Genomic DNA, 24794 nt, shown 5'->3' with positions numbered 1-24794 from the left:
CATGAAGAAAAAGAGAATTTTACTTAAAATAGGTTCCAATACCTTAACCAAAGAAACTAATCATATTTCTAGGGGTAAGATTGAGGATATTGGTCGACAAATTGCCCATTTAAAGGATGATTACGAGTTTATTATCGTGAGTTCCGGGGCAATCGCTGCAGCAAAACAGTTCGTGAAGTTGGAACATAACGGTGAGGAAATCAATGTAAAACAAGCCTTGGCTGCAATTGGTCAACCACATCTAATGCGCATTTTTCAGGAAAACTTTAGGGAACTAGGATTATTTACCTCTCAGTGCTTATTGTCCTATTCCGACTTTGAAAAAGAAGAGTCAAAAATAAATATAAAGAACACGATCAATGTATTGGTGAGCAATAACTTCATTCCCATAATCAACGAAAATGACACGGTTGCCACTGATGAAATCAAATTTGGGGACAATGATAAATTGGCAGCACTTACTGCATCTTTACTCAAAGTTGATTTGTTATTAATTGCCACCAATACTGATGGGATTTACACCAAAGCCTCAATTAAAAATAACACTCCTGAAACCATAACCTCTGTGAAAAATTTGGCATCCCTGAGCAACGAGGTAAGCATAGGAAAATCGAGTCATGGTACCGGCGGAATGCAATCCAAAATCGAAGCCGCAACTATTGCCCAAAAGGTTGGAATAGAAACTTGGATTGTGAACGGACTCCAGGACAGTTTTATCCTGAATGCTTTAAATAATACCAATAATTTTACAAAAATAATCGCATGAAAAATTACCTTTCCATAAACGATATTGATTCACTAACCACTTTGATGGAAGAGGCAAAGGCACTTAAAGAAAATCCAAGGGCATTTTCAAATTTAGGAACAAATAAGACGATAGGACTTTTGTTTTTTAATAATTCATTACGAACCCGTTTGAGTACTCAAAAAGCTGCAATGAATTTGGGGCTGGAGGTTATTGTTATGAATTTTGGTAGTGAAGGCTGGGCTTTAGAATATGGTGATGGTACTATTATGAACCAAGGAACCTCAGAACACATTAAGGAAGCAGCTCAGGTAATTTCCCAGTATTGCGATATTATCGGGATTAGAGCATTTGCAGGCTTAACTGATAAAGAAAAGGACGAGTCGGAAGTTGTGTTAAACGGATTTAAAAAATATGCTTCTGTACCAATCTTGAATATGGAAAGTTCAGTTGGGCATCCACTACAGGCTTTAGCTGATGCCATTACTATTGCAGAAAACAATACTAAAAAGAGACCAAAAGTAGTATTATCCTGGGCTCCTCATCCAAAAGCATTACCACACGCAGTTGCCAATTCCTTTGTGGAAATGATGAAATTACAGGATGCTGAATTTGTCATTACACATCCAAAAGGATATGAATTGAATCCTGAAATAACTGACGGAATCACTATCGAAACAGATCAAGAAAAAGCATTAGAAAATGCTGATTTTATATCGGTTAAAAATTGGAGTAGTTATGCTGAATACGGCCAGGTTTTGAATCAAGACCCTACTTGGATGATGACCAAGGAAAAGTTGGGGAATGCGAAATTTATGCATTGTTTACCTGTAAGAAGAAATGTTGTGGTAGAAGATGCTGTTTTGGACTGTGACCAGTCTTTAACGATTGAACAAGCCAACAATAGAACTTTTGCAGCACAGATTATACTAAAGAAAATAGTAGAGAACTTATGAAGCTGAAAAACAAAGTCGGGATAATCACAGGAGCCACCAGCGGGATGGGTAAAGCCATTGCTCAGAACTTTGCCAATGAAGGGGCCAAATTGGTGCTTTCAGGTAGAAATATCGAAAGCGGAAACCTGTTAGAAAGTCAGTTAAATGATTCCGTTTTTATATCGGGTGATATTAGCATTCCTAAAACAAACGAATTACTGGTCAACAAAGCCATTGAGAAGTATGGAAAACTTGATTTTATTTCATTGAATGCAGGAATCTTAGGGGTTGGCAATGTAGTTGATTTAAGTATTGAAGAATGGAACAAAACCTTAGAAACCAATCTTAGTTCAATTTTTTATCTAGCAAAATATGCCTTGCCATTTTTAGCGCAGTCGAATTCTGGGAATATTTTAATAAATGCCTCAATTGCCGCTTTCAAGAGTTTTCCCAACCATCCAGCTTATTGTGCTTCAAAAGCAGGGTCATTGGCGTTAATGAAACAAATGGCAGTTGAATATGCTCCTGAAGTTAGGGTAAATGCCATTTGTCCCGGTCCTGTAGACACTCCACTACTTTGGGATTCAGCAAAAGCTTTTGAAAATCCAGATAAGGCAATAGAAAATGCTAAAAACATGACCCTTCTTAAAAGGTTGGGAACGGTAGAAGATATAGCAAAAACTGCCCTTTTTCTAACTTCTGAGGATGCGTCTTGGATTACAGGAAGTGCAATTACCATCGATGGCGGAATAATAAACATTTAAACCATTACCAGTAGAAATGAAACAAAAATTATCCATCATAAAAATTGGCGGCAATGTGATTGAGAATCAAACAGAGTTAGGCAAATTCCTAACCAATTTTTCAAAACTTTCTGGTGCCAAAATATTGGTGCACGGCGGCGGTAAGTTGGCCACGCAATTGGCGTCCAAACTTGGTATCGAATCTAAAATGGTAAATGGAAGAAGAGTTACTGATGCGGAAAGTTTAAAGGTTATTACAATGGTTTATGGCGGACTCACCAACAAAAACATTGTGGCAAAACTACAAGCCTTGGGCACAAATGCAATTGGTTTAAGTGGTGCCGATGGCGATGCCATTCAAGCTCATAAAAGACCGCTAAAAGAAATTGACTATGGTTTTGTGGGTGATGTAGATGGTATAAACGATAAAACGATTAGTACATTGCTCCATGCTGATTTGGTCCCCGTATTTTGTGCAATGACCCACGATGGAAATGGGCAATTACTGAATACCAATGCAGACACAATAGCATCTGAAATCGCTATTGGAATGAGTTCGCAATTCGAGACCACTCTTTACTATTGTTTCGAAAAGAAAGGTGTTTTACGAGATATAACAAATGAAGACTCAGTCGTAAAACATATTAATTCAAAAATTTATAAGGAATTGTTGGATAGTAAGATCATTGCAGATGGTATGCTTCCCAAATTAGAGAATTGCTTTCATGCACTGGATAAGAATGTAGACCAAGTGTGTATCGGAGATGTTTCAATGATTGATTCTGAAACATTATTATATACCACAATAACAAAATAAAATGAGCATAGCAGCACTTACCGAAAAAGCAATAAATTTATTAAAAGAGTTGATATCCATTCAATCTTTTTCAGGAGAGGAAAATCATACCGCAGAAGTCATCGAAAATTGGTTCAATGCGTTTGATATTCCCTTTGAAAGAATAAACAACAACGTATTCGCCAAGAATAAGCATTGGGATGATAGTAAACCTACGCTGCTTTTAAACTCTCATCATGATACGGTGAAACCAAACAAAGCTTATTCCAGAGACCCTTTTGACCCACAAATTGAAGACCGGAAACTCTTTGGTCTAGGCAGTAATGATGCGGGTGGTGCTTTAGTGTCTTTATTAGCAACTTTTACCCATTTCTATTCCTCAGATAACCTCAACCATAATATTTTGATGGTAGCTTCTGCCGAAGAGGAAAATGCAGGGCCTAAAAGTCTTAGAGCCCTCCTACCTTCACTCCCAAAAATTGATGTTGCTATTGTAGGTGAACCTACATTAATGCAATTGGCTATTGCAGAAAAAGGACTTGTGGTTTTTGATGCCGTGGTTAAAGGCACACCTTCCCATGCTGCACATCCAAATGACGATAATTCAATCTATAAAACGATTAAGGTATTGGATTGGTTCAAGAATTTCAAATTTGACAAAACATCTGAATCTTTGGGCAAGGTGAAATTAACTGTTACCCAAATCAATGCTGGTACGCAACACAATGTAGTTCCTGCCCATACCGATTTGGTGATCGACGTGCGAGTAAACGATTGCTATACTAATAAAGAAGTGGCTGAAATGTTGAAAAAAGACGCACCTTGTGAACTTCAGGAACGCTCACTTCGATTGAATTCTTCTTCGATAACCAAGAATCACGAATTGGTTAAATCGGGAATCGATCTAGGTCGTAAAACCTATGGCTCACCAACCCTATCTGACCAAGCAGCGCTGACTTGTCAATCTATGAAATTGGGGCCTGGTGACAGTACTCGTTCGCATTCTGCAGATGAATATATTTATGTGCATGAAATTGAAGAAGGAATTGATTTGTATATTCAATTATTAAACGGGTTTTTAAAAAAATAAACTCAACTCAAGAATCAAATACAAACTCAAGGCTTTTGTATTTGAACTTGAAATTTCAACTTGAAATTTGACACTATGAAACTCTGGGATAAAGGATTCAGTACAGATAAAAAAATAGACCATTTCACGGTAGGTAACGACCGCGAGTTAGATTTATTATTAGCGAAATATGATGTCATCGCCTCAAAGGCACATGCCAAAATGTTGGGGAAGATTGGATTGCTCACTTCTGAAGAAACTGAAGCATTGGTCAATGAATTGAACAACATTACCAAAACAATCGAAGAAGGTTCATTTACCATCGAGGATTCCTTTGAAGACATGCATTCAAAAATTGAGTTTATCCTGACTGAAAAATTGGGAGACACTGGAAAAAAAATACATACCGCTCGATCAAGAAATGACCAAGTTTTAGTAGCGGTGCATTTGTATTTAAAAAATGAACTGACCGAAATAAAAAGTGAGACGATTGAACTATTCAATCTTTTGATGGATTTAGCAGACAAGAACAAAGATATTTTATTACCAGGCTACACCCATTTACAAATTGCCATGCCGTCCTCTTTCGGACTTTGGTTTTCAGCCTATGCCGAAAGTTTGATAGACGACCTTTATTTTATTGATGCAGCCTATAAAGTAGCCGACCAAAACCCACTGGGCAGTGCTGCCGGTTATGGAAGTTCTTTTAATATAGATAGGACATTCACAACAAAAGAAATGGGCTTTGAAACCATGAAATATAATGTAGTAGCTGCTCAAATGGGCCGTGGTAAAGTGGAAAAAGCAACTGCATTCGGAATGAGCAGTATTGCATCAACACTGTCTAAAATGGCCATGGATATTTGTTTGTACATGAGCCAGAACTTTGATTTTATTTCCTTCCCAGATGAATTGACCACTGGCAGCAGTATAATGCCACACAAGAAGAATCCCGATGTTTTTGAACTGGTTCGAGCAAAGTGCAATAAACTGCAGGCGGTTCCCAGTCAACTCACTTTGATTATCAATAATCTTCCGAGCGGCTATCACAGAGATTTGCAATTGGTAAAAGAGATAATTGTTCCCGCGATTCAAGATTTAAAGGCATGTATTGAAATTTTGACATTTAGCTTAAAAGAAGCTAAAGTGAATACGAATATTTTAGAAGATCCTAAATACGATTACCTCTTTAGTGTGGATACTTTGAATGAACTCGTACAAAACGGAATGCCTTTTCGTGATGCCTATAAAAAAATGGGGATGGAAATCAACGAAGGTACATTTACCCCAAAAAGGGATATCAACCATACGCATGAAGGTAGTTTGGGCAATTTGTGTTTGGATGAGATTCGGAGGAAGATGAAAGGTTAAGAATAGCCTTTAGTTACTTATCTTTATTTGTAAAACATTGTAAAATGAAGAATCAATTATTTGGAAATAAGTTATGTCATATCATATTTCTTTTTATTTCAATTGGATACGCCCAAGACCAATATCAAAAACAAGAATCTGTTGATATAAAAGGGTACATATTCAACCTCACCTTAAACGACGAGAGCAATGAAATAAAAGGTGAAACCATCATCAATGTTGATTTCAAATCCTCGACACAAAAATTTGTATTGGACCTAATCGGCAAATCAGGTGATTTTGGGATGTCTGTTTCCCAAGTTTATGAAGGGGATAGTATTACGAATTACACGCATTTAAATAACAAAATAGTTATCCCTCTATCGAACAATGACACATCATCCAGGACATTTAAAGTGGTTTACAAAGGTGTTCCCCGTAAAGGACTGGTAATAGATACCACAAAATTTGGCCGTCGTTCTTTTTTCGGGGATAATTGGCCCAACTTGGCTAGGCATTGGTTGCCTTCAATAGACCACCCATACGATAAAGCATCAATAGAATTTAGGGTTACAGCGCCGGAAGACTACGATGTTGTTGCCACCGGCAAGAAAATTGAGGAAAGTAATCTAGGAAATGGCATTAAGATAACCACTTACAAGGAAAATACTCCTGTTGCCATGAAAGTGGTAACTATTGGAGTTACAAAATTTGCCAGTAAATTATTGGATGTAGTACATGATATTCCCGTTACCGCTTGGGTATATCCCGAAAATAGATTGGATGGTTTTTCCGATTATAACGTGGCTTCAAAAGTCCTTAATTATTTCATTGAAAATATTGGTCCATACCCTTTTGCCAAATTGGCAAATATGCAGGCTAAAACACAGTGGGGCGGTCTCGAAAACGCTGGCACCATCGCGTATTTTGAAGATTCGGTCACGGGTAAGAATACGGTCGAAGGGTTAATTGCCCATGAGATTGCCCATCAATGGTTTGGTAATTCGGCCACCGAGAACAATTGGAACCATGTATGGCTCAGTGAAGGCTTTGCCACTTATTTTTCAATCTTATACTTAGAGCATATATATGGCAATGAGAAACGCAAGGACGAGTTAGCATTAGATAGAAAACAAGTCATTGACTATTACAAACAAAATCCATCACCAATCGTTGATTTAACCATCGAAGACCCCATGAAGGTTTTGAGCCCAAACAGCTATCAAAAAGGAGGTTGGGTTTTGAATATGCTTCGTCATGAATTGGGTGATGCTGTTTTTTGGAAAGGGATAAGAAACTACTATAAAACCTATCGGGATTCAAATGTCATGACCAAAGATTTTCGTCAGGTTATGGAGGAAGTATCAGGGAAAAACTTAGGTCAATTCTTTAACCAATGGCTATTTACCAAAGGGCATCCAGAAATAAAATGGAATTGGGAATATCGGAAAGGGGATGTAATCATCAATCTAAATCAAATCCAAAACCATCATGTTTTTCAATTTCCTTTGGAAATTGGTTTGCTTCAGGACGATGAGTTGATAGTAAAAAAAGTCAATGTAGAATCCGCAAATGAAATTTTTAAATTTAAAACTGTGGAGAAACCCTCATCTGTTCTTTTAGACCCCAACTATTGGTTATTATTTGAGCATTAAACAAACAACATTGATTAACGGATCATACCCAAATTAATAACCTCTTGTTCAGTCAAAAAACGCCAATGACCACGAGGAAGATCTTTCTTGGTAAGTCCGGCGTAAGAAACTCTATCTATTTTGGCAACTTCATACTCCAGTTCTTCAAAAATACGCTCGACAACCTTATTTTTTGAACTGTAAATTTCTATTCCGACCTCTCGTTTTGGAGCATTGTCTATAAAACTTACTTCCTGTACGCGTACCGGCTTTTCATCTAACACAACCCCTTCTTGAATTTTCTTTAGATCAGCACTGCGCAAATCCCGGTTTAAAACTACATGGTAGATTTTACGAAGTCCGTTCTTTGGACTTTTCAGTCTTCTGGTTAAATCACCATCATTGGTAAATAGAAGAAGGCCAGTGGCATTCTTATCCATTTTATCAACTGGCAATAGTTTTGAATTGGATGCACTGGATATTAAACCATTAACATTGCGTTTTCCACGTTCATCCCGAATTGTAGTGGAAAAATCCTTTGGTTTATTTAGAAGTACATATTCTTTCTTTTCAGGGTTCAGCAACCTGCCATCAAATTTTACCTCATCTGTCTTCCTGACCTTATAACCCATTTCAGTAATAGGCTTGCCATTCACGGTAACATTTCCTGCGGAAATATAAATATCGGCATCTCTACGTGAACAGACTCCAGAATTGGCCACATACTTGTTCAAACGAATCAAATCCGGATTTGAAGGTTTTTGAGGTTCAGTTCTCTTTTTAAAAGGGGCTTTACCTTTTTTAAAATCCTGTTTTTTATATTTTCCTCTAGAATTTCCTTTTCTGTCCTTGTTAGAATCTGACCTCCCCATTGTTTCGTAATTTTTTGCAAATGTAATGAATTGAAAACCCGCCCTTGAAGGAATGAGTAATAAAAATCAATCTTTAAAGTTTACAATGGATTGTCGCTCTCTATTTACGGTAAGTTTGGTAACATCGGGCCTTGAATAATGGCCAACAGGGTCAAAATTCTGACGCTCCTCGTACACACGATTAAAATCCAATATATGGTATATCAAACCTTCTTCATCAAGAACTGGTTCTAACAACCATTCTCCGTCTGGACCAGCAATACAGGAACCTCCATTCGCCAATACCTCGGGTGCTTTTTTTAGAATACTTTTTAAATGGGGTGTATTCAATGGAAAATCTTCTTTTTTCATCAAAGAAGAAACCGATATTACAAAGCTTCGAGATTCTCTAGCAATAAACCGAGTAATATCCTTGGTATTATGCTCACTTCCCGGCCATACTGCAATGTGCAGATTCTCTCCTAAGCCATATAAGGCCGTTCTTGGAAGAGGCATCCAATTTTCCCAACAATTGAGTCCGCCAATGGTAAATTGTTTTAAGGCGTGCACTTGTAGACCGTTGCCATCACCAGGAGCCCAAGTTAAACGTTCATCATAAGTTGGTTGTAATTTTCGATGTACGGATTGAATTTTGCCAGTTTCATCAATATAAACTAAGGAACAGTAAATGCTATGGCCACCACGATCTTTGGCTCGCTCAATTATACCTAAATAAATGGCGATTTTATACTCCCTTGCCAATTTACAAATTGAATTTAATTCCCCTGCTTCAACTTGAATGGAATTTCGAACGTAATGAGCATGCAGCTCTTTATTGACCTTGGAATCCCACTCGGCACCGTTGGTCAAAGCCAGCCAAAAAGGATAACCCGGTAGTAGTGCTTCGCCAAAAACGATTAAATCTGCATTCTCACTTGCCGCTTCTTTGATAGCCGATTCTATTTTTTCAATCGTTGCCGATTTATTCAACCAAACTGGGGCAATTTGGGCCAGTGCCACTTTTAATAGATTTTCCATTATAAGATTCGATTTAAAACAAGATCGACATTAATCAGTAAAATACTAAAAACCCCCAAAATTATTATCATTTTCAGGATATTATGAAGTCCTACATAATGCAATTTGACGTTTGACCTCCAAAGCAAAACAAGAAAAACCACGAGTAATACTATACTTCCCATAAAATAGAAATTCATATACCCAATATCAAATTTTTCGATTAGAAGTATAGAGGGAATTAGTGTTAGAGCAACTAAAATTGTAATACATATTTTAGAGAAGTTTGCCCCATACAATATCGGAATGGTCTTGTAATCTTGGGCCATATCACCCACGATATTCTCCAAATCCTTAATCATTTCACGTGCTAAAATCAAAAGAAATAGGAACATAGCATGTACAAAAATTACCGTTTCAAAATTCTTGTAATACACAAATACCGCAAAGAAAGGAGCGATGGCCAAGGTTGCTGAAATAAAATTACCTAAAAACGGTACTTTTTTCAGTTTATGGGAATAGAACCAAATACCAAATATGTATGCTGAGAAAAAGAAAACTGCCCTAAAGGATACATAACTAGCAAAAAAAACTGCTAGGAAATTAAGAACAAAATAAGCAGACAACTTGGTTCGCTGGCTTACCAACCGATCCAACATACTTTTCCTGGGCTTGTTTATCAAATCCTTTTCAGAATCGTAAAAATTGTTGATTATATAACCACTGGCAATTACCAAAGTGGAGGATAGGACTATAAAAAACAAGTTGAGATCAAGAACTACTTTTCTCAAAGGCAGATCAGGTGCCAGAATATAAATTGACGCCAAGTACTGGGCCAAGGCAATCATCAATACATTGTAACCCCTAACAATTGAAAATAGGCTCAATATCTTTAATAGTTTGAGCTTGTTCTTTCTGCTAAGCATTTGTGAAATTCTAGAAGTTATAAACTACTTCTAAATTATATTCCTTGAGTACATTCCTCGCCTTGTCAATATCCTGTGTAAACCCAAGAATATAACCTCCTCCACCAGAACCGCAGAGTTTTAGATAGTAGTCATTGGTTTCGATACCCTGTTTCCATAGTTGATGAAACTTAGCTGGTATCATGGGCTTAAAATTATCCAGAACCACATGGGAAAGTTGTTTTAGATTTCCAAAAAGAGATTTGACATTTCCATTAATGAAATCTTCAACACAAGCATCGGTATGCTTTATGAATTGGTTCTTCAACATTTGTCTAAAACCTTCCTGTTTCATCTTTTCCATGAACAATTGGACCATAGGCGCAGTTTCACCAGTCGAACCACTATCCAATAAGAAGACAGCCCCTTTTCCCTCCATATTTTGTGAAGGAATACTTGTTGACTCAATATTGTCCTGTGAATTTATTAAAATGGGTAAACTCAAATAACTGTTCAAAGGATCAAGTCCTGAAGATTTACCATGAAAAAAAGATTCCATTTTTCCAAAAACGAATTTCAATTTCAATAGCTTTTCACGGGTAAGGTTTTCTAAAACCGTAATTTTCTCAAGAGCATACTTGTCATAAATTGCTGCTACTAGAGCTCCACTACTACCCACCCCGTAACCTTGGGGAATAGAACTATCAAAGTACATTCCGGCATTTACATCATTCTTTAAAGAGTCAAAATCAAAAGAGACCAGATTTGGCTCCTCAACTTCTAAATCCTCTAAATAACTAACAAAATCCTGTAAATAAGAATTCGACTTTTTTGCCACTTGAGAAAGGTTTTCATCCTTTTTTAATGCTCCTTTATAAAAATTATAGGGTATTGAGAGTCCTTTAGAATCCTTAATGATGCCATATTCACCAAAAAGTAAAATTTTAGAATAAAATAAAGGTCCTTTCATAGGTTTTTTAAAGATTCAGAACTGTTAATGAAACGTTCTAAACATCAAATTATGATTAAAAGTTACACTTTTTTAGCCCCGAAACCAATTCTGTCGCAAATATACTGTCCGTTTTCACAAAATGCAACCAACTCATCCTTAATAAATTGGTAAACCGTCTCTTTCTCATTTTCTGGATAAAGTACATGAACATTGGCACCTGCATCTAGGGTAAAACAAACATGGGTATTGGACGTTTTCCTAAACTCCCAGATTTTGTTAATGATCTGGAGCGTATTTGGTTTCATTAAAATAAAATAGGGCATACTTGCCATCATCATTGCGTGAAGTGTCAGAGCCTCACTCTCCACAATTTTTATAAACTCCACTAAATCACCTGAGGCAAAGACATTCTTAAGTTTTGACAGATTGTCGTTGGCTTGGGTAAAACGCTGTTCCGCAAAAGGGTGACCATGCATTAAATCATGACCTATCGTACTACTTACTTGCTTTTGACCTTTATCTACCAATAATATCGTGTCATGATATTTTTGAAATATGTTATGAACGTTATATGGATATTTTATTGCAAATAAATCGGAACTTCCTTTTGTTGGCCCATGGCTTCCCCATTGGATTAAATCGCCCTCTATACTACGACAAGCACTACCTGATCCCAAACGGGCCAAGAATGATGCCTTTCTATTAAAGTATTCTTTGTCGATTTCTGGGTTCAATTCACTTTCAATATGCATGAGACACAATGCCATTGCGGACATTCCGCTTGCCGAAGATGCAATACCACTACTGTGCGGAAAAGAATTTGATGTTACAATTTTTAAATGATAGTCCCTCAAAAAAGGCATATACTTTGCAATGCGCTCAAAAAAAGTTCGGATTTTGGGTTTAAAACTTTCCTTGGATTTGCCTTCAAAAAGCAATTCAAAAGAGAATGATTTTGCTTCTTCCTTAAGTTTTGAATAGGATATTGTGGTGGTTGTGGCACAGGCATCCAATGTAAAACTGATTGATGGATTGGCAGGAATCTGGTCTTCCTTTTTCCCCCAATATTTTACTAAAGCAATATTACTTGGCGCTTTATAAGTTACCTTACCTTCTTCTACCTGTTGGCTATATTTAGTTGGAAGAAAATCATTAATCGTCATTAAACAGAATTTTTGCAAAGATAGTTTTTAAGTGGTTTAGTATACCTCTCATTGTATTTATTCATTACTTTAGAAAGATAATCACCAAACCTTTGAAAAAGAAACTAGTAAAAATCGTTATATCTGTAAGCGTTTGTTTGGTCATTGGCTTTTTATCCAGCTTCGCAACCCAAAGTTCGGTAAATGATTGGTTCTTTACATTGAACAAACCAAGTTTTAATCCTCCTAATTGGATCTTTGCTCCGGTTTGGACCATACTCTACATCTTAATGGGAATTTCGGCCGGAATTGTTTGGGCAAAAGGTTTTCATCACCTTTGGGTAAAAACAGCTTTATATCATTTTGTCTTTCAATTGCTATTGAATGCTTCGTGGAGTATGGTGTTTTTTGGCTTAAAGGAACCTTTTTGGGCCTTAATGGTAATTCTCTGTCTTTTGATACTTCTATGCTTAACCTTTAGATGGTTCAAAATTGTGAGCCAAACCGCCGCATGGCTTCTTTTGCCCTATATTCTTTGGGTGTGTTTTGCCACGATACTGAATTATAAGATCTGGGAGTTGAATTAATTGGACGATAATTCAATTAACTTTTGCAAAGTTCTATAATTTCTAGAAGTTGCCGAGACTTTTAGTTTTGATTCAAAAAAACCAATACCACACTTAGCCTTACCCGCGCCTAATGCACATCTTAGATAAACACAATTGGGAGTGTAGGTAAATGTCTCGTTCTCGAATTTGTAATTTGACAATTCTTTTACCTTATCCTCCTCAGGTGAATCCTGAAGGAGTACAAAGTATATTTTGTTTTCAGAAAGTTCATTCCTGTCCGTATACGGGTTATCTTCTAAAACACGTAAAATTTCATTTCTCGTTTTTATCAATACGGGCACTTCAAAGTCGTAATGCTCTTTTATGGTTTCAGAAATTTGTATTTCAAGGTTTTGCGTGTTTTTTTCTTCCGAATCGAAAACAACATTACCGCTTTGAATATAGGTCCTAACCCTCTCCAAACCAGAATCTTCCAGAATAGACCTTAGGTCTGCCATTTTAATCTTCTTGTGGCCACCTACGTTTATTCCTCTTAAAAGCGCTATATAAGTAGTCATCTACGTTTCGTTGTTGGCTATTCCTTGAGCCGCAATATAACCACTGGTCCAAGCATTTTGAAAATTGAACCCTCCTGTAATAGCATCAACGTTTATTACTTCTCCTGCAAAAAATAAATTTTTATGCAGTTTGCTTTCAAACGTCTTGAAGTTAATTTCTTTAAGATCGATTCCGCCTGCGGTTACAAATTCTTCCTTAAAAGTACTTTTCCCCTCGACCATATATTTACCGCTGGTCAACTCATGTGCAAGATTTTGAAGTTTCTCTTTTGTGACATCTGCCCATTTCTCGTCTTTTGCTATGCCGGAAGCTTTTACCAAATTAGTCCAAAGTCGTCTTGGTATTTCTACTGCTTTGGTCCTTAACACCGTTTTCTTTGCTTCAATCTCTTTTATCTCCATCAACAAGGAAAAAATAGAACCCTTATGATAGTCTGGTAGCCAATTTATTCGAATAGGAAAGTGATATTTAAAATCATTCAACAAGATCGCTCCCCATGCAGATAATTTTAAAATTGCAGGACCACTCAATCCCCAATGCGTAATCAATAAAGGTCCTTCTGCACTCAGCAAAGTTTTTTCAGCCTGTTCGCTTTTTAACTTTAGAGTAATTTCCGGTCTAAACCTGTGCTTAGGGAGAATATCTACTTTTACATACGAACTGACGCCTGGGATACCCGAAATTCGTTCATCCTTAATTTTAAAAGTAAATAGAGATGCTACAGGAGGAATAATCTTATGGCCTAAACTATTCATGAGCTTCCAAATCTTCGGACTACTTCCGGCTGCCATCAGAACCTTTTTACAAATATATGTGCTTTTAATTGTAGTTATTTTCCAATTATAATCATTATTGCTCAGGATTTCAATTGCTGTTACTGAACTTTGCCTCAATATCTTAATATCTAATCGCTCTGCTTCATTCAAAAAACAATCCACGATAGTCTGAGAAGAATTTGATACTGGAAAAACCCTGTTGTCTTTTTCTATTTTCAGCTTTACGCCTCTACTCTCAAAAAAATGAATGGCATCTTGACTGCCATAGGTGTAAAGTGGACCTAAAAGTTCTTTTTCACCACGTGGGTAGTTCTTAACCAGTTCTAGCGGATCAGGTTCTCCATTTGTTACATTACAACGACCACCTCCTGAAATCCTGACTTTTTGAAGCACTTCTTTACCTTTCTCTAAAATTGCGATTTTTAGACTTGGATCAGCTTCCGCTATATTAATTGCCGCAAAAAATCCCGATGCTCCGCCTCCTACAATAATTACATCAAACATTAATTCACGCGTTCTGGAAAATTAGTGATTATGCCATCTACTGACCACGATTTGGCCTTTTCAATATCTTCCGGTTCATTAACGGTCCATGTATACAATTTAAATCCCGCATCTTTGATTTTTTCTGCGATTTCCAAATCAATTTTATTAAAATTGGGATTAACGGCTTCTGCATTCAACTCCTCCGCCACCTCAATAGCATCCAAAGGATTATCTTCTGTTAATATGGCAATTGGAATCTCTTTGTTCAATTTTCTAAATTCCCTTAATTCATCCCATTTAAAACTTGAAATCAAAAAATTATCCAAGGTCCATCCTTTTTTATCTATATAATATTTAAGAATGTGATTGACCCTATCACTTGTCCCTGCCCCTTTCAATTCAATATTCAATCGAACTTTATTATCAATAAGTTTCAAAACATCTTGAAGAAGCGGAATCGAATGATTGCCATCGAGCACCATTTGCTTGACATAGTAAATGTCATATTCTTCAATTTTACCAGTGGCATTAGCCAAACGATCTACCAGTTCATCATGAAAAACTACAATCTCTCCACTCTTTATCTTGAAAACATCAATCTCGATCATATCAACACCTAAATCAAGTGCTTTTTGAACTGATGCCAATGTATTTTCAGTTTCATGACCCATAGCACCGCGATGGCCTATCACTAAAGGTTTTTTATTCATCATTTCACAGTTTTGAAATAAAAAAAAGGAAAGCAAAACTATAATTATTTTTGTAGGATTTTTCATATTTTAATTAAATTAAGGTCAAATATACAAAGGGAATAATAATCTTGAAAATTCAATAAAACACAGAGCTGAGAATAAACGAACAAAACTAGATATGATATATGCTAAAAGGGCGAAAAAACCAATACTATCCCTTTATTAATAATCAGAAAAGGATAGTACTTACAAAAATCATATCGACTATTATGACTTCTTACTTAAGTTTGAATATAAAAGATTTTAAAGGTTTAATTTCAACATTCATTTTACCAATACCATTTGTCACGGTCAAGGTTTTATTGTTCACCTTATACAATTGATCCGTTGTTTCATAGGACCCGTCTTTCAACTTCCATTTTGAAATAATCCCTTGAGGAATCTTCAAATCAAATGTATAGCTGTCATTCGAATCGAAGTTGGAGACAATGATAAGTTTTTCATTTCCTGACCATCTAACATATGACAGTACTCGGTGATTATAATTTTGGGTATTATCTTTATTATAGTAATGAATATCTTCATAACTGCCCATTAAGGCATCACTATTAATGGTGAAATTTAGTAGTCTTTTGTAAAAATCGCGAAGTTCTTGTTCCTCAGTTGACAATTGGGCTCCATCAAACTTCTTGTCATTTACCCAACGTTGGTGATGCGGTACCCCGACATAATCAAAAATTGATGTACGCGTAGGTTGTCCAAATCCAGCATTTTCGTTTCCTGGCTCTCCTACCTCCTGTCCAAAATAAATCATGGTCGGTGAAGTGCTCATGGTTGCCGAAACCACCATTGCCGGTTTCCCTTTTTTCGCATTACCGGCAAAATCCTCACTGGCTATTCGCTGTTCGTCATGATTTTCGAGGAAATGAAGCATATGATGTTCAATATCTTTTAGACCTTTCTTCACAACGGGAATATGATCTGTCCACCCATGCCCCTGCATTATATGTTTTAAAGAATCATACATCTCAACCTTATCATAGAGATAGTCCATTTTTCCTTTATGTATATAGTCACGATATAGTTGAGGATTATAAACCTCAGCCAATAGAAATGCATCAGCGTTTTTCATTTTAATATTCGAATTCATGTAACTCCAGAACTCAACGGGAACCATTTCGGCCATATCAAAACGAAAGCCATCTACACCAATATCAAGCCAATAAAGGGCAATATCTTTGAATTTTACCCATGAATTTGGCACGTCTTTGTTTGACCAAAAAGTGAAGTGTTCATTATAATCCTTACTTGTAAAGTCATTGGGCAAGGTATCAAAATCATAGGAACCATCAGGTCGAACGCCATAATTGATTTTTACAGTTTCATACCAATCATTCATATTGGGCTGTGCCAAACGAGAGCCGTTTCCTGTCCATTTTGCAGGATTTTCATCGAATTCACCGTCGGACAGTTTATGTGGATTGCCTCCTAAAGGCTTGTAGCTATTTTGCCATTCAGGAACCCTGAATTGCTCATTTGGAATGTAATAGAAATTATTGTTCCTCTCATATTCCAATGTCGTATCATCATTTACACCAAATGGCAAAAAACCGTCTGGGGTTGTCTTGCCTTCATAATTTCTTGCAACATGGTTTGGAACAATATCAATAAGTAATTTTAAACCGGCATTATGCGTTCGCTGTATTAGATCTTTGAACTCGGCCAACCTATTTTTTGGATTATCTGCCAAATCGGGATTTACATTATAGTAGTCCTTTACTGCATAAGGTGACCCAGCCCTTCCTTTAACAATATCAGGATCGTCATTTGAAATCCCGATTGCCGAATAATCAGTAATCACATCATGATGGGGCACACCGGTATACCAAATATAGGTTACACCCAAGTCCTTAATTTCGTTTAGCGCTTTTTCTGAAAAATCAGAAAACTTCCCCACTCCGTTTTCCTCAATTGTTCCCCAAGGTTTATTGGTTGTATTGGTATTACCAAAGAGTCTTGGAAACACCTGATAAATAACATCTTTTTTCTTTTTTACTTTCTGGTATGTCATGTTGGAATCTTCTTTAATGGAATTACATCCTTGAAGAATCAAGACTGTAAAAATTAGGGGGTATACTTTGAAATTTATCATTAAGCTGAAATTTCCTCATGCGGTCGTAATTCCAATCGTTTGCCATTGAGACGTATTGACATCTCCTCTCTGCCTTCTAATTCAAATTTGGTCTCTTTTGGAGTAACACTGACTCTAAGTATTCTATTCCTGAAGTTCACCTTAAAAGAGTAAGAGTCCCATTCCTTGGGAATTCTCGGAGTAAATGATAGTTTATCCTCAAGAACCCGCATTCCTCCAAAGCCTTCGACTATACTCATCCAAGTACCTGCCATTGAAGTAATATGAAGTCCCTCTTCAACCTCCTTGTTATAGTCATCTAGATCCAACCTTGAAGTTCTAAGGTAAAACTGATAGGCCTGTTCCATCCTATCTAACTTAGCAGCCTGTATACTATGAACACATGGTGAAAGCGAGGATTCATGGACCGTAAAAGGTTCATAAAAATCAAAATGTTTTTGTAGCTCAGGCAAGGTGAAGCGGTCTTCAAAAAGGTAAAAGCCTTGAAGAATATCCGCCTGTTTTATATAAGGGGATCTAAGGATTCTGTCCCAACTCCACTTTTGATTGATTGGTCGTTCAGATTTTTCCAAGTTCTCAACCGTAGTAAGTTCCTTATCCAAAAAACCGTCCTGCTGTAAATAAACATCATAGTTTTCTGAATAGGGGAAATACATTTTTTTCGCAACGTTGTTCCATTCATCAGTTTCATTAGACGTTAAATTGGTATGACCAATTATTCGCGCATAATCATCAGGATAACCATCTTTAACCTTTTGTAATTGTTCTATAGTATACTCAATACACCATTTGGCCAGATAATTAGTGTACCAGTTATTATTCACATTATTTTCATATTCATTAGGTCCAGTAACACCAAGTATTACAAACTTTTCTTTTTGTTCAGAATAGTTGGCCCTCTGATGCCAAAACCGGGAAATTCCTATTAAAACTTCCAATCCCATATCCGGGATGTATGAATAATCACCTGTAAACCGGTAATAATTATAAATTGCAAATGCAATTGCTCCGTTCCTATGTATCTCTTCAAAGGTGATTTCCCACTCGTTATGACATTCCTCACCATTCATGGTCACCATTGGATAAAGAGCTGCTCCATTACCAAATCCCAATTTTTGGGCATTTTCCATTGCTTTTTCCAAATGCTCGTAGCGATACTTCAATAAGTTTCTTGCCACTTTTTGATCCTTGGTAGCCATATAGAATGGAATACAATAAGCCTCGGTATCCCAATACGTACTACCACCATATTTTTCTCCCGTGAACCCTTTTGGCCCAATATTCAATCGAGAATCTTTCCCTAAATAAGTTTGATTCAATTGAAAAATATTGAAACGAATACCTTGTTGGGCTTTTACATCTCCTTCAATGGTAATGTCGCTCATGTCCCAAATAGACTTCCATGCCTCTTTCTGGTTTTCCAACAAGGTTTCAAAGCCCATATTCAAAGCCTTTGTAAGCACATTCTTCGATGCACTTATCAACTCACTTGATTTATGATTTATTGAAACAGTATAGCCGCCATACTTGCATAGTGATAAAGTCTGTCCTTTTTTCACTAAATATGAATAAGAATGGCCAATCCAACTATCTTTTTTTATTTCCTCTCTAGGGGTTTCCATTTTTTCTCCATCAAGAAATAACTGAGAATCCATATAAGTGCAGGTCTCAAAATTCGTCTTCATGGTATGGGCCTCTATAAAAGCTTTGCTACCCTCTGAACTTACCGAAGTTGTATTCCAAAACTTATCATCCCAGTTACTGTCTTCATTTGTGATGGAACTGTCCAAATACGGAATAAATGTTATTTCGGCATCCGTATTGACTAAACGAACCTCATATTTTATGGCTCCCAATTCATCCAAATCAAGGCTTAAAAACCTAGTGATCTTAGCCTCCAGAACAATTTTATTTGGCAAGGTTGCCTTAAATGTTCGTTGATACCAACCTTCCTTCATGTTTAATTCCCGACGAAAATCTGTAATTTTTGAACAAGTGAACAAATCTAACATCTCACCGTTTATCAATACTTTTATACCAATCCAATTTGGTGCATTCAAAACTTTGGCAAAATATTCTGGGTAACCATTTTTCCACCAGCCTACTCGTGTTTTGTCTGGATAATAAACACCTGCAATATAACTACCTTGAAATGTAGGGCCTGAATAGGTTTCCTCGAAATTCGCGCGCTGACCCATAGCACCATTTCCTAGGCTAAACAAACTCTCGGAAGATTTGACCGTTTCTTGATCAAACCCTTCCTCAATAATGGACCAACTATCCGCTTTTATATATTCTTGATTCATATTTATCTATACTAATTCTTTTAAAAAACCCTGTTTAATCTCAGTGAAATCTTTAAAATTGAAATCGGCATGGGTAAGCACATTGGCATCACCGATCCCAATACTTGTCATGCCAGCATTGTTTGCAGCCTCTATGCCTGCCAAGGCATCTTCAAAAACGACACAGTTGTTTGGTTCTACATTCAAATTTTTAGCTGCAATCAAAAAAACCTCAGGGTCAGGTTTTGCCTTTGTCACATTATTGCCGTCTACAATACTGTCAAAATAGGGTAACAAATTAACCTTTTCCAATATTGGCCTGGCATTTTTGCTTGCAGAGCCCAAAGCTATTGGGATGCCTCGTTCTTTCAGAAAATCAAGTATTCTTTGAACATCAGGTAAAACTTCAGAATCATCCATCCTATCTATATATTCAAGATAATCTTTGTTCTTGTCAACCATCCATTTATCAAATTGTTCCTTGGTAGCTTTGATTTTACCTATATCGAGTAATATTTCAAGGCATCGTTTTCGACTCACTCCTTTAAACAGTTCATTTTGTTCATGGGTGAATTCAAATCCCAAATCACTTGCAAGTTTTTTCCATGCGAGGTAGTGATATTTGGCTGTATCCACTATGACACCATCCAAATCGAAAATAAATCCAATTTTATGCATTTAACAGTAAATTAATTGATTGTTGAGCCTCGTTCTATTATAGTAGAGTTGATTACCTCAGTATGATAAACTTCTTGTTCTTCTTCATCTTCAGTTTCATATTCTACTTTCTCTATGAGCATGCGAGCAGCGACTTCACCCATTTTTTCTCCATGTTGGGCAATTGATGTTAAACCTGGATTCGCGTATTTCGATAAAATACCATCGGTGAATCCTATAAATGAAATATCCCCGGGGATATTCTTTGCCATATTTTGTACTAAATTCATACAGTGTATTGCAAAAATCTCATTTACACAAAGTACTGCATCAACTTCTTGAGTGTTGAAAAATTCCTGTATCGCATTTTCATCAACCTCCATATTTGGCAACTTTAATATGTGATTTTCGTTTATTTTAATTTTCGCCTCACCTAGTGCTTCTCTATACCCAGCTTCACGTTCATTGCTTACGCTAAAATAATTCTCAGTGGTAACAAGGGCAATTCTTTTTTTATCATTGTTAATGAACTTTTTAACCGCTAATTTGGCTCCTTCTTTGTCGTCTATTATTACTTTGTCACATTGTATGACATCGGTAGTCCTATCAAACAATACTAAAGGTATTCCTTGATCGGTAACTTCCTTTAAATGATTATAGTCGTTTAGCCTTTGTGTTTCTGCGGACAATGACATGATAAAACCATCAACACTCCCATTGGCCAACATCTCCATATTTATTACCTCTTTGTCAAAAGATTCATCTGAGACGCAAACAACAACATTGTAACCAAGTTTATTCGCGTATTGCTCTATTCCCCTAAATACCGTGGTGAAAAAGTGATGTACAATATCCGGAATAATAACCCCAATGTTTTTGGTACGCTTGTTTTTAAGACTAATCGCTACATTATTGGGCTTATAATTATAAAGTTTTGCAAAGGCTTGAACTTTTTCTTTTGTATCAACACTTATTTCTGGACTATTCTTAAGTGCTTTGGAAACCGTTGAAATAGATACATCCAACTCTCTTGCTATGTGTTTTAACGTTATTTTTCTTTTCATCATCCTTTTCTATTATTTGAATACACCTCAATAATCGAAGAATGAGCATTCTTTCCAAACTGGATATATTACATATATCAGTAAATGTACTCCATCTCAATGAACCATGAGAATTGAATGCAAAGATATGCTCTACAATTCAACTTTCAATACCGGAGCTTGTAAATAATAGCCCTAAAATCATATCAGTTTTTGACAAAATACGATTTTAATCACAAGTAATATTGGCATATTTTTGTGAAATTCTTACATGAATGTTTGGTTTTTATTAACACGAAACCGTTTTCGTAAGGTATTAACAGGTTCAAACGTGTGTGTTAACATTTTTTTATATATTTTTAAAACTTGGAATTAAATTTAACTCAACTAAAATTAACTCTTTATGAAGATTACATTGCTAAAAAGCTTTATGCTTTTCGGAGCATTTTTATGCTTTGGTATTGCTCAAGCTCAAGAAGTATCAGGAACCGTTTCTGATGCAAATGGTCCCTTACCGGGAGCTAGTGTTGTGGAAAAAGGAACCACAAATGGAACTCAAACTGACTTTGATGGGAATTTCACCATAACTGTTAGTGACAATGCGACTTTGGTTATTAGCTATATTGGCTACAGCACTACAGAAGTTGCCGTGAATGGACAATCTACAATCAATATTACACTCCAAGAAGATGCCCAGGCATTGGATGAGGTTGTAATTGTAGGTTATGGTTCTCAGAACAAGAAAGAAATCACTTCTGCAGTTGTCCAATTGGATGCTGAGGAATTCAACAAAGGTGTTGTTAACTCACCAGCCCAATTGCTTCAAGGTAAAGTGGCCGGTCTTACAATTTCTAACAGAGGTGGTGACCCTAACTCGAACGGTACTATTCGTTTAAGAGGTTTGAACACTATTGGTGCCAACACGGAGCCTCTAGTTGTTGTGGATGGAGTTATTGGTGCTTCATTAAACAATATAGACCCTAATGATATTCAGAATATCAACGTACTTAAAGATGGTTCTGCCGCTGCAATCTATGGTTCTCGTGGTTCAAGTGGTGTAATTTTGGTAACTACGAAAAAAGGTACCGGAGAAGCTACTAGTTTTGAATACAGTGGTCAAGCTTCAGTATCATCAGTAGCTAAAACTGTGGATGTAATGACTCCTGCTGAATTCAGAGCTGCAGGTGGTGTAGATTTAGGTTTTAGTAATGATTGGTTAGATTTAGTGACACAAAATGGAACTACTTACGTCAATAATTTTGCTGTTTCTGGATCATCAGGAAATACCAGCTACCGTGTTTCTGCCAACTTCAGAAATGTAGATGGAATATTACAAAATAGTGGATTTGATCAATTCAATACACGTGCGAATATTTCGACTTCTATTTTGAATGACAAATTAAAAATTGGATTCAATAGCTCGTTGACCAACAGAAAAAGTGAATTTGGCTTTTATGAAGCATTAAGATATGGTGTATTGTATAACCCAACGGCTCCAGTTAATGGTGCTGATTCACCTTTTGCTTTTAACGCTGCACAATTCGGGGGCTACTTCGAAGCCTTAGGATTGTTTGATTCTTTTAACCCAGTATCTATTGTTGAGCAAAATTCAAATACTGGAAGAAGAACCGAATTCTTGGCGGGAGTTGATTTAAAATATGCACTTACTGATAATATTTCATTGACTGCGACATATTCAAAACAACTTAATAGAAATAATAACAGACAGTATTACTCTCCTACTTCGCACTTTAGAGGTGAGGCGGCATCAACAATAAAAGGTAGAGCAGACGTATTTAATGATGACTATGAGTGATGACTATGAGTCTGATTTGTTTGAAGCTTATGCCACAATCACTCCACAATTAGGTGGCAACTCTAGCTTGGTTGCAACAGTTGGTTATTCTTGGCAGGAGCAAGTATGGCAAAATAACAGCATTACTTTACGTGATTTTCCAAACGATGCGATAGATTGGTCAAATAATTATGGTATTGCCGGTGCTTTTCAGCTTGGTGGTGCAAGTAGAATCGGTGGCGGTAGTTGGTTATCTCCGGAAGATAGGATCATCGCATTCTTTGGTCGTGTGAACTATACTTGGGATAATGCAATTTTCTTAAATGCATCTGTTCGTCATGAAGGTTCTACACGATTGGGTGAAGAAAACAAGTGGGGTACCTTCCCAGCTGTAGGTTTAGGTGTAGACTTGAACAACTATCTAGAATTGCCTAACGTAAATCTCTTAAAACTTCGAGTAGGTTATGGTGTCACAGGAGCATTACCTGGTGGTAATGGGTACTCTCGTGAAATCTATGGTTATACAGGTAATAGCTCTGAAACGGGATGGGCTACAACCTTTGACGGTGGGCGTGCTCCAAACCCCGATTTAAAATGGGAAGAAAAAGCAGAAATAAACTTTGGTCTTGAATTTGCTACTGACCGTTTAAGTGCGACTGTTGATGTTTACAGCAGAAACAATACAGATTTTATTATTCCATTTACTATTGAAGCTTCAGAACATCCTTCTGGAACTAAATTCAGTAATGCAGGAAAAATCCAAACAAATGGTGTTGAATTGGCTGCCAATTATGATTTTATCCAAAATGATAAGTTGAATTATAATTCAGGAATTGTTCTTTCATCTTACAAATCTACTCTTAAAGAATATCTTAACCCTATTGAATTAAGAGGAAGCTTAGGTGCTCCTGGTCAAAATGACACCGAGGTTGTTTTAGTGCAGGAAGGTGAGCAAATTGGTCAAATAGTTGGTTCGGTATGGTCAGGTGAAGTTGATGCAGATGGAAGCCAGATATTCGAAGATGTTGATGGTGATGGTACAATCGAAACTGATCAAACAAAAGAAAACTTTACCGATGGTGATTTAGCAGTATTAGGTAACGGTATTCCAGATTTCGAATTAGGATGGACGAATCAACTGACCGTAGGCAATTGGAATGTAAACGCTTTCTTTAGAGGGCAGTTTGGCCATAGCTTAGTAAACAACTATAGAGTTTTCTTTGAGCCTAGAGTTGGATCACAAACCGGTTACAATTTTGTTAATACCGAGTTGGCAGATGAGAACATCAAAACAGCTAAATTCAGTTCTCATTATGTAGAAAAAGCTGATTTCTTTAGACTGGACAACCTCAGCGTTTCTTACTCATTCAATTTAGGTGAAAACTTGTCTAAATACCTTAAAAGCTTAACAGCAAATGTAGCTGGCCAGAACTTGTTTACGATTACGAGCTATACAGGTAATGATCCTGAAGCTTCATTGCAAGATGTTGGTAATGCTGATAATGGCAGTGATCCAGGCACCAATGCAGATCCTTTGACTCCTGGTATCGACCGGCGTAACAACTACTTTACCCAAAGAACCTTTAGTTTGGGTCTAGTTGCAAAGTTTTAATATAGCTATGAAAATTCTAAAAAATAAACA

Annotated in this window: 22 protein-coding genes; 10 read left to right on the top strand and 12 right to left on the bottom strand. The window is 36.7% G+C overall.

The window, feature by feature from the left end:
• Position 1 precedes the first annotated feature (1 nt).
• From proB to FB2170_RS09345, 7 genes are all read left to right on the top strand, one after another.
• Positions 2–766 (top strand): glutamate 5-kinase, encoded by a 765-nt coding sequence (gene proB / locus FB2170_RS09375; RefSeq protein ID WP_013306311.1) that lies wholly within the window; start codon positions 2–4, stop codon positions 764–766.
• Positions 763–1701 (top strand): acetylornithine carbamoyltransferase, encoded by a 939-nt coding sequence (locus FB2170_RS09370; RefSeq protein WP_013306310.1) that lies wholly within the window; start codon positions 763–765, stop codon positions 1699–1701. Before proB ends, FB2170_RS09370 begins: the two co-directional genes overlap by 4 nt.
• Entirely contained in the window at positions 1698–2444 is a 747-nt protein-coding gene (locus tag FB2170_RS09365; RefSeq protein WP_013306309.1) for an SDR family NAD(P)-dependent oxidoreductase, read from the top strand. The genes FB2170_RS09370 and FB2170_RS09365 overlap by 4 nt, the downstream gene beginning before the upstream one ends.
• A gap of 16 nt (positions 2445–2460) precedes the next feature.
• Positions 2461–3240, top strand: a complete 780-nt coding sequence (gene argB / locus FB2170_RS09360) for an acetylglutamate kinase (RefSeq protein ID WP_013306308.1) — start codon at positions 2461–2463, stop codon at positions 3238–3240.
• Between the two features lies 1 nt (position 3241).
• Positions 3242–4309, top strand: coding sequence for a M20 family metallo-hydrolase (locus FB2170_RS09355; protein WP_013306307.1), 1068 nt, complete (start codon positions 3242–3244; stop codon positions 4307–4309).
• A gap of 75 nt (positions 4310–4384) precedes the next feature.
• Positions 4385–5659, top strand: a complete 1275-nt coding sequence (argH, locus tag FB2170_RS09350; RefSeq protein ID WP_013306306.1) for an argininosuccinate lyase — start codon at positions 4385–4387, stop codon at positions 5657–5659.
• Between the two features lie 44 nt (positions 5660–5703).
• Positions 5704–7293, top strand: coding sequence for a M1 family metallopeptidase (locus FB2170_RS09345; RefSeq protein WP_013306305.1), 1590 nt, complete (start codon positions 5704–5706; stop codon positions 7291–7293).
• Positions 7294–7307: 14 nt separating this feature from the next.
• Here FB2170_RS09345 and FB2170_RS09340 read toward each other — a convergent pair whose 3' ends face one another.
• From FB2170_RS09340 to FB2170_RS09320, 5 genes are all read right to left on the bottom strand, one after another.
• Complete coding sequence (locus FB2170_RS09340) at positions 7308–8144, bottom strand: pseudouridine synthase (protein WP_013306304.1); 837 nt, start codon at positions 8142–8144, stop codon at positions 7308–7310.
• A 66-nt stretch (positions 8145–8210) separates the two neighbouring features.
• The gene (locus FB2170_RS09335; protein WP_013306303.1) at positions 8211–9161 is read right to left on the bottom strand and encodes a carbon-nitrogen hydrolase family protein; all 951 of its coding nucleotides are present in this window, start codon (positions 9159–9161) and stop codon (positions 8211–8213) included.
• On the bottom strand, positions 9161–10066 hold the full coding sequence (locus tag FB2170_RS09330) for a geranylgeranylglycerol-phosphate geranylgeranyltransferase (protein ID WP_041632776.1): 906 nt from the start codon (positions 10064–10066) through the stop codon (positions 9161–9163). The genes FB2170_RS09335 and FB2170_RS09330 overlap by 1 nt, the downstream gene beginning before the upstream one ends.
• A 10-nt stretch (positions 10067–10076) precedes the next feature.
• Positions 10077–11015 (bottom strand): mevalonate kinase, encoded by a 939-nt coding sequence (locus FB2170_RS09325; protein ID WP_013306301.1) that lies wholly within the window; start codon positions 11013–11015, stop codon positions 10077–10079.
• 62 nt (positions 11016–11077) lie between these two features.
• Complete coding sequence (locus FB2170_RS09320) at positions 11078–12160, bottom strand: diphosphomevalonate/mevalonate 3,5-bisphosphate decarboxylase family protein (protein WP_013306300.1); 1083 nt, start codon at positions 12158–12160, stop codon at positions 11078–11080.
• Between the two features lie 92 nt (positions 12161–12252).
• On the opposite strand from FB2170_RS09320, the gene FB2170_RS09315 reads away from it, so the two are divergent.
• Positions 12253–12726, top strand: coding sequence for a TspO/MBR family protein (locus tag FB2170_RS09315; protein WP_041632775.1), 474 nt, complete (start codon positions 12253–12255; stop codon positions 12724–12726).
• Here FB2170_RS09315 and FB2170_RS09310 read toward each other — a convergent pair.
• The 7 genes from FB2170_RS09310 to FB2170_RS09280 form a co-directional block, all read right to left on the bottom strand.
• Entirely contained in the window at positions 12723–13265 is a 543-nt protein-coding gene (locus FB2170_RS09310; RefSeq protein ID WP_013306297.1) for a DUF1697 domain-containing protein, read from the bottom strand. The two genes, FB2170_RS09315 and FB2170_RS09310, sit on opposite strands and share 4 nt — an antisense overlap.
• Positions 13266–14546 carry an NAD(P)/FAD-dependent oxidoreductase gene (locus FB2170_RS09305; protein WP_013306296.1) on the bottom strand — a complete coding sequence of 427 codons (1281 nt, stop codon included), beginning with the start codon at positions 14544–14546 and terminating at the stop codon, positions 13266–13268.
• Complete coding sequence (locus FB2170_RS09300) at positions 14546–15241, bottom strand: glycerophosphodiester phosphodiesterase (protein WP_148232087.1); 696 nt, start codon at positions 15239–15241, stop codon at positions 14546–14548. The genes FB2170_RS09305 and FB2170_RS09300 overlap by 1 nt, the downstream gene beginning before the upstream one ends.
• Before the next feature lie 256 nt (positions 15242–15497).
• Positions 15498–17372: an alpha-amylase family glycosyl hydrolase gene (locus tag FB2170_RS09295; protein ID WP_013306294.1), complete on the bottom strand. Its 1875-nt coding sequence runs from the start codon at positions 17370–17372 to the stop codon at positions 15498–15500.
• Positions 17372–19678 carry a glycoside hydrolase family 65 protein gene (locus tag FB2170_RS09290; RefSeq protein WP_013306293.1) on the bottom strand — a complete coding sequence of 769 codons (2307 nt, stop codon included), beginning with the start codon at positions 19676–19678 and terminating at the stop codon, positions 17372–17374. Before FB2170_RS09290 ends, FB2170_RS09295 begins: the two co-directional genes overlap by 1 nt.
• Positions 19679–19684: 6 nt before the next feature.
• Complete coding sequence (gene pgmB, locus FB2170_RS09285) at positions 19685–20335, bottom strand: beta-phosphoglucomutase (RefSeq protein ID WP_013306292.1); 651 nt, start codon at positions 20333–20335, stop codon at positions 19685–19687.
• 11 nt (positions 20336–20346) lie between these two features.
• Complete coding sequence (locus FB2170_RS09280) at positions 20347–21378, bottom strand: LacI family DNA-binding transcriptional regulator (protein WP_041633146.1); 1032 nt, start codon at positions 21376–21378, stop codon at positions 20347–20349.
• A gap of 382 nt (positions 21379–21760) precedes the next feature.
• On the opposite strand from FB2170_RS09280, the gene FB2170_RS17480 reads away from it, so the two are divergent.
• Together FB2170_RS17480 and FB2170_RS17475 are read left to right on the top strand one after the other, a co-directional pair.
• A complete protein-coding gene (locus FB2170_RS17480; protein WP_013306290.1) occupies positions 21761–23173 on the top strand; it encodes a carboxypeptidase-like regulatory domain-containing protein in 1413 nt (470 codons plus the stop codon).
• A complete protein-coding gene (locus FB2170_RS17475) occupies positions 23166–24764 on the top strand; it encodes a TonB-dependent receptor domain-containing protein (RefSeq protein ID WP_013306289.1) in 1599 nt (532 codons plus the stop codon). Before FB2170_RS17480 ends, FB2170_RS17475 begins: the two co-directional genes overlap by 8 nt.
• Positions 24765–24794 lie beyond the last annotated feature (30 nt).

It is taken from the genome of Maribacter sp. HTCC2170 (genome assembly GCF_000153165.2).
Lineage (GTDB): Bacteria > Bacteroidota > Bacteroidia > Flavobacteriales > Flavobacteriaceae > Maribacter_A.
The sequence above is the reverse complement of the archived record's forward strand: the minus strand, read 5'-3'. Positions and strand labels throughout refer to the sequence as shown.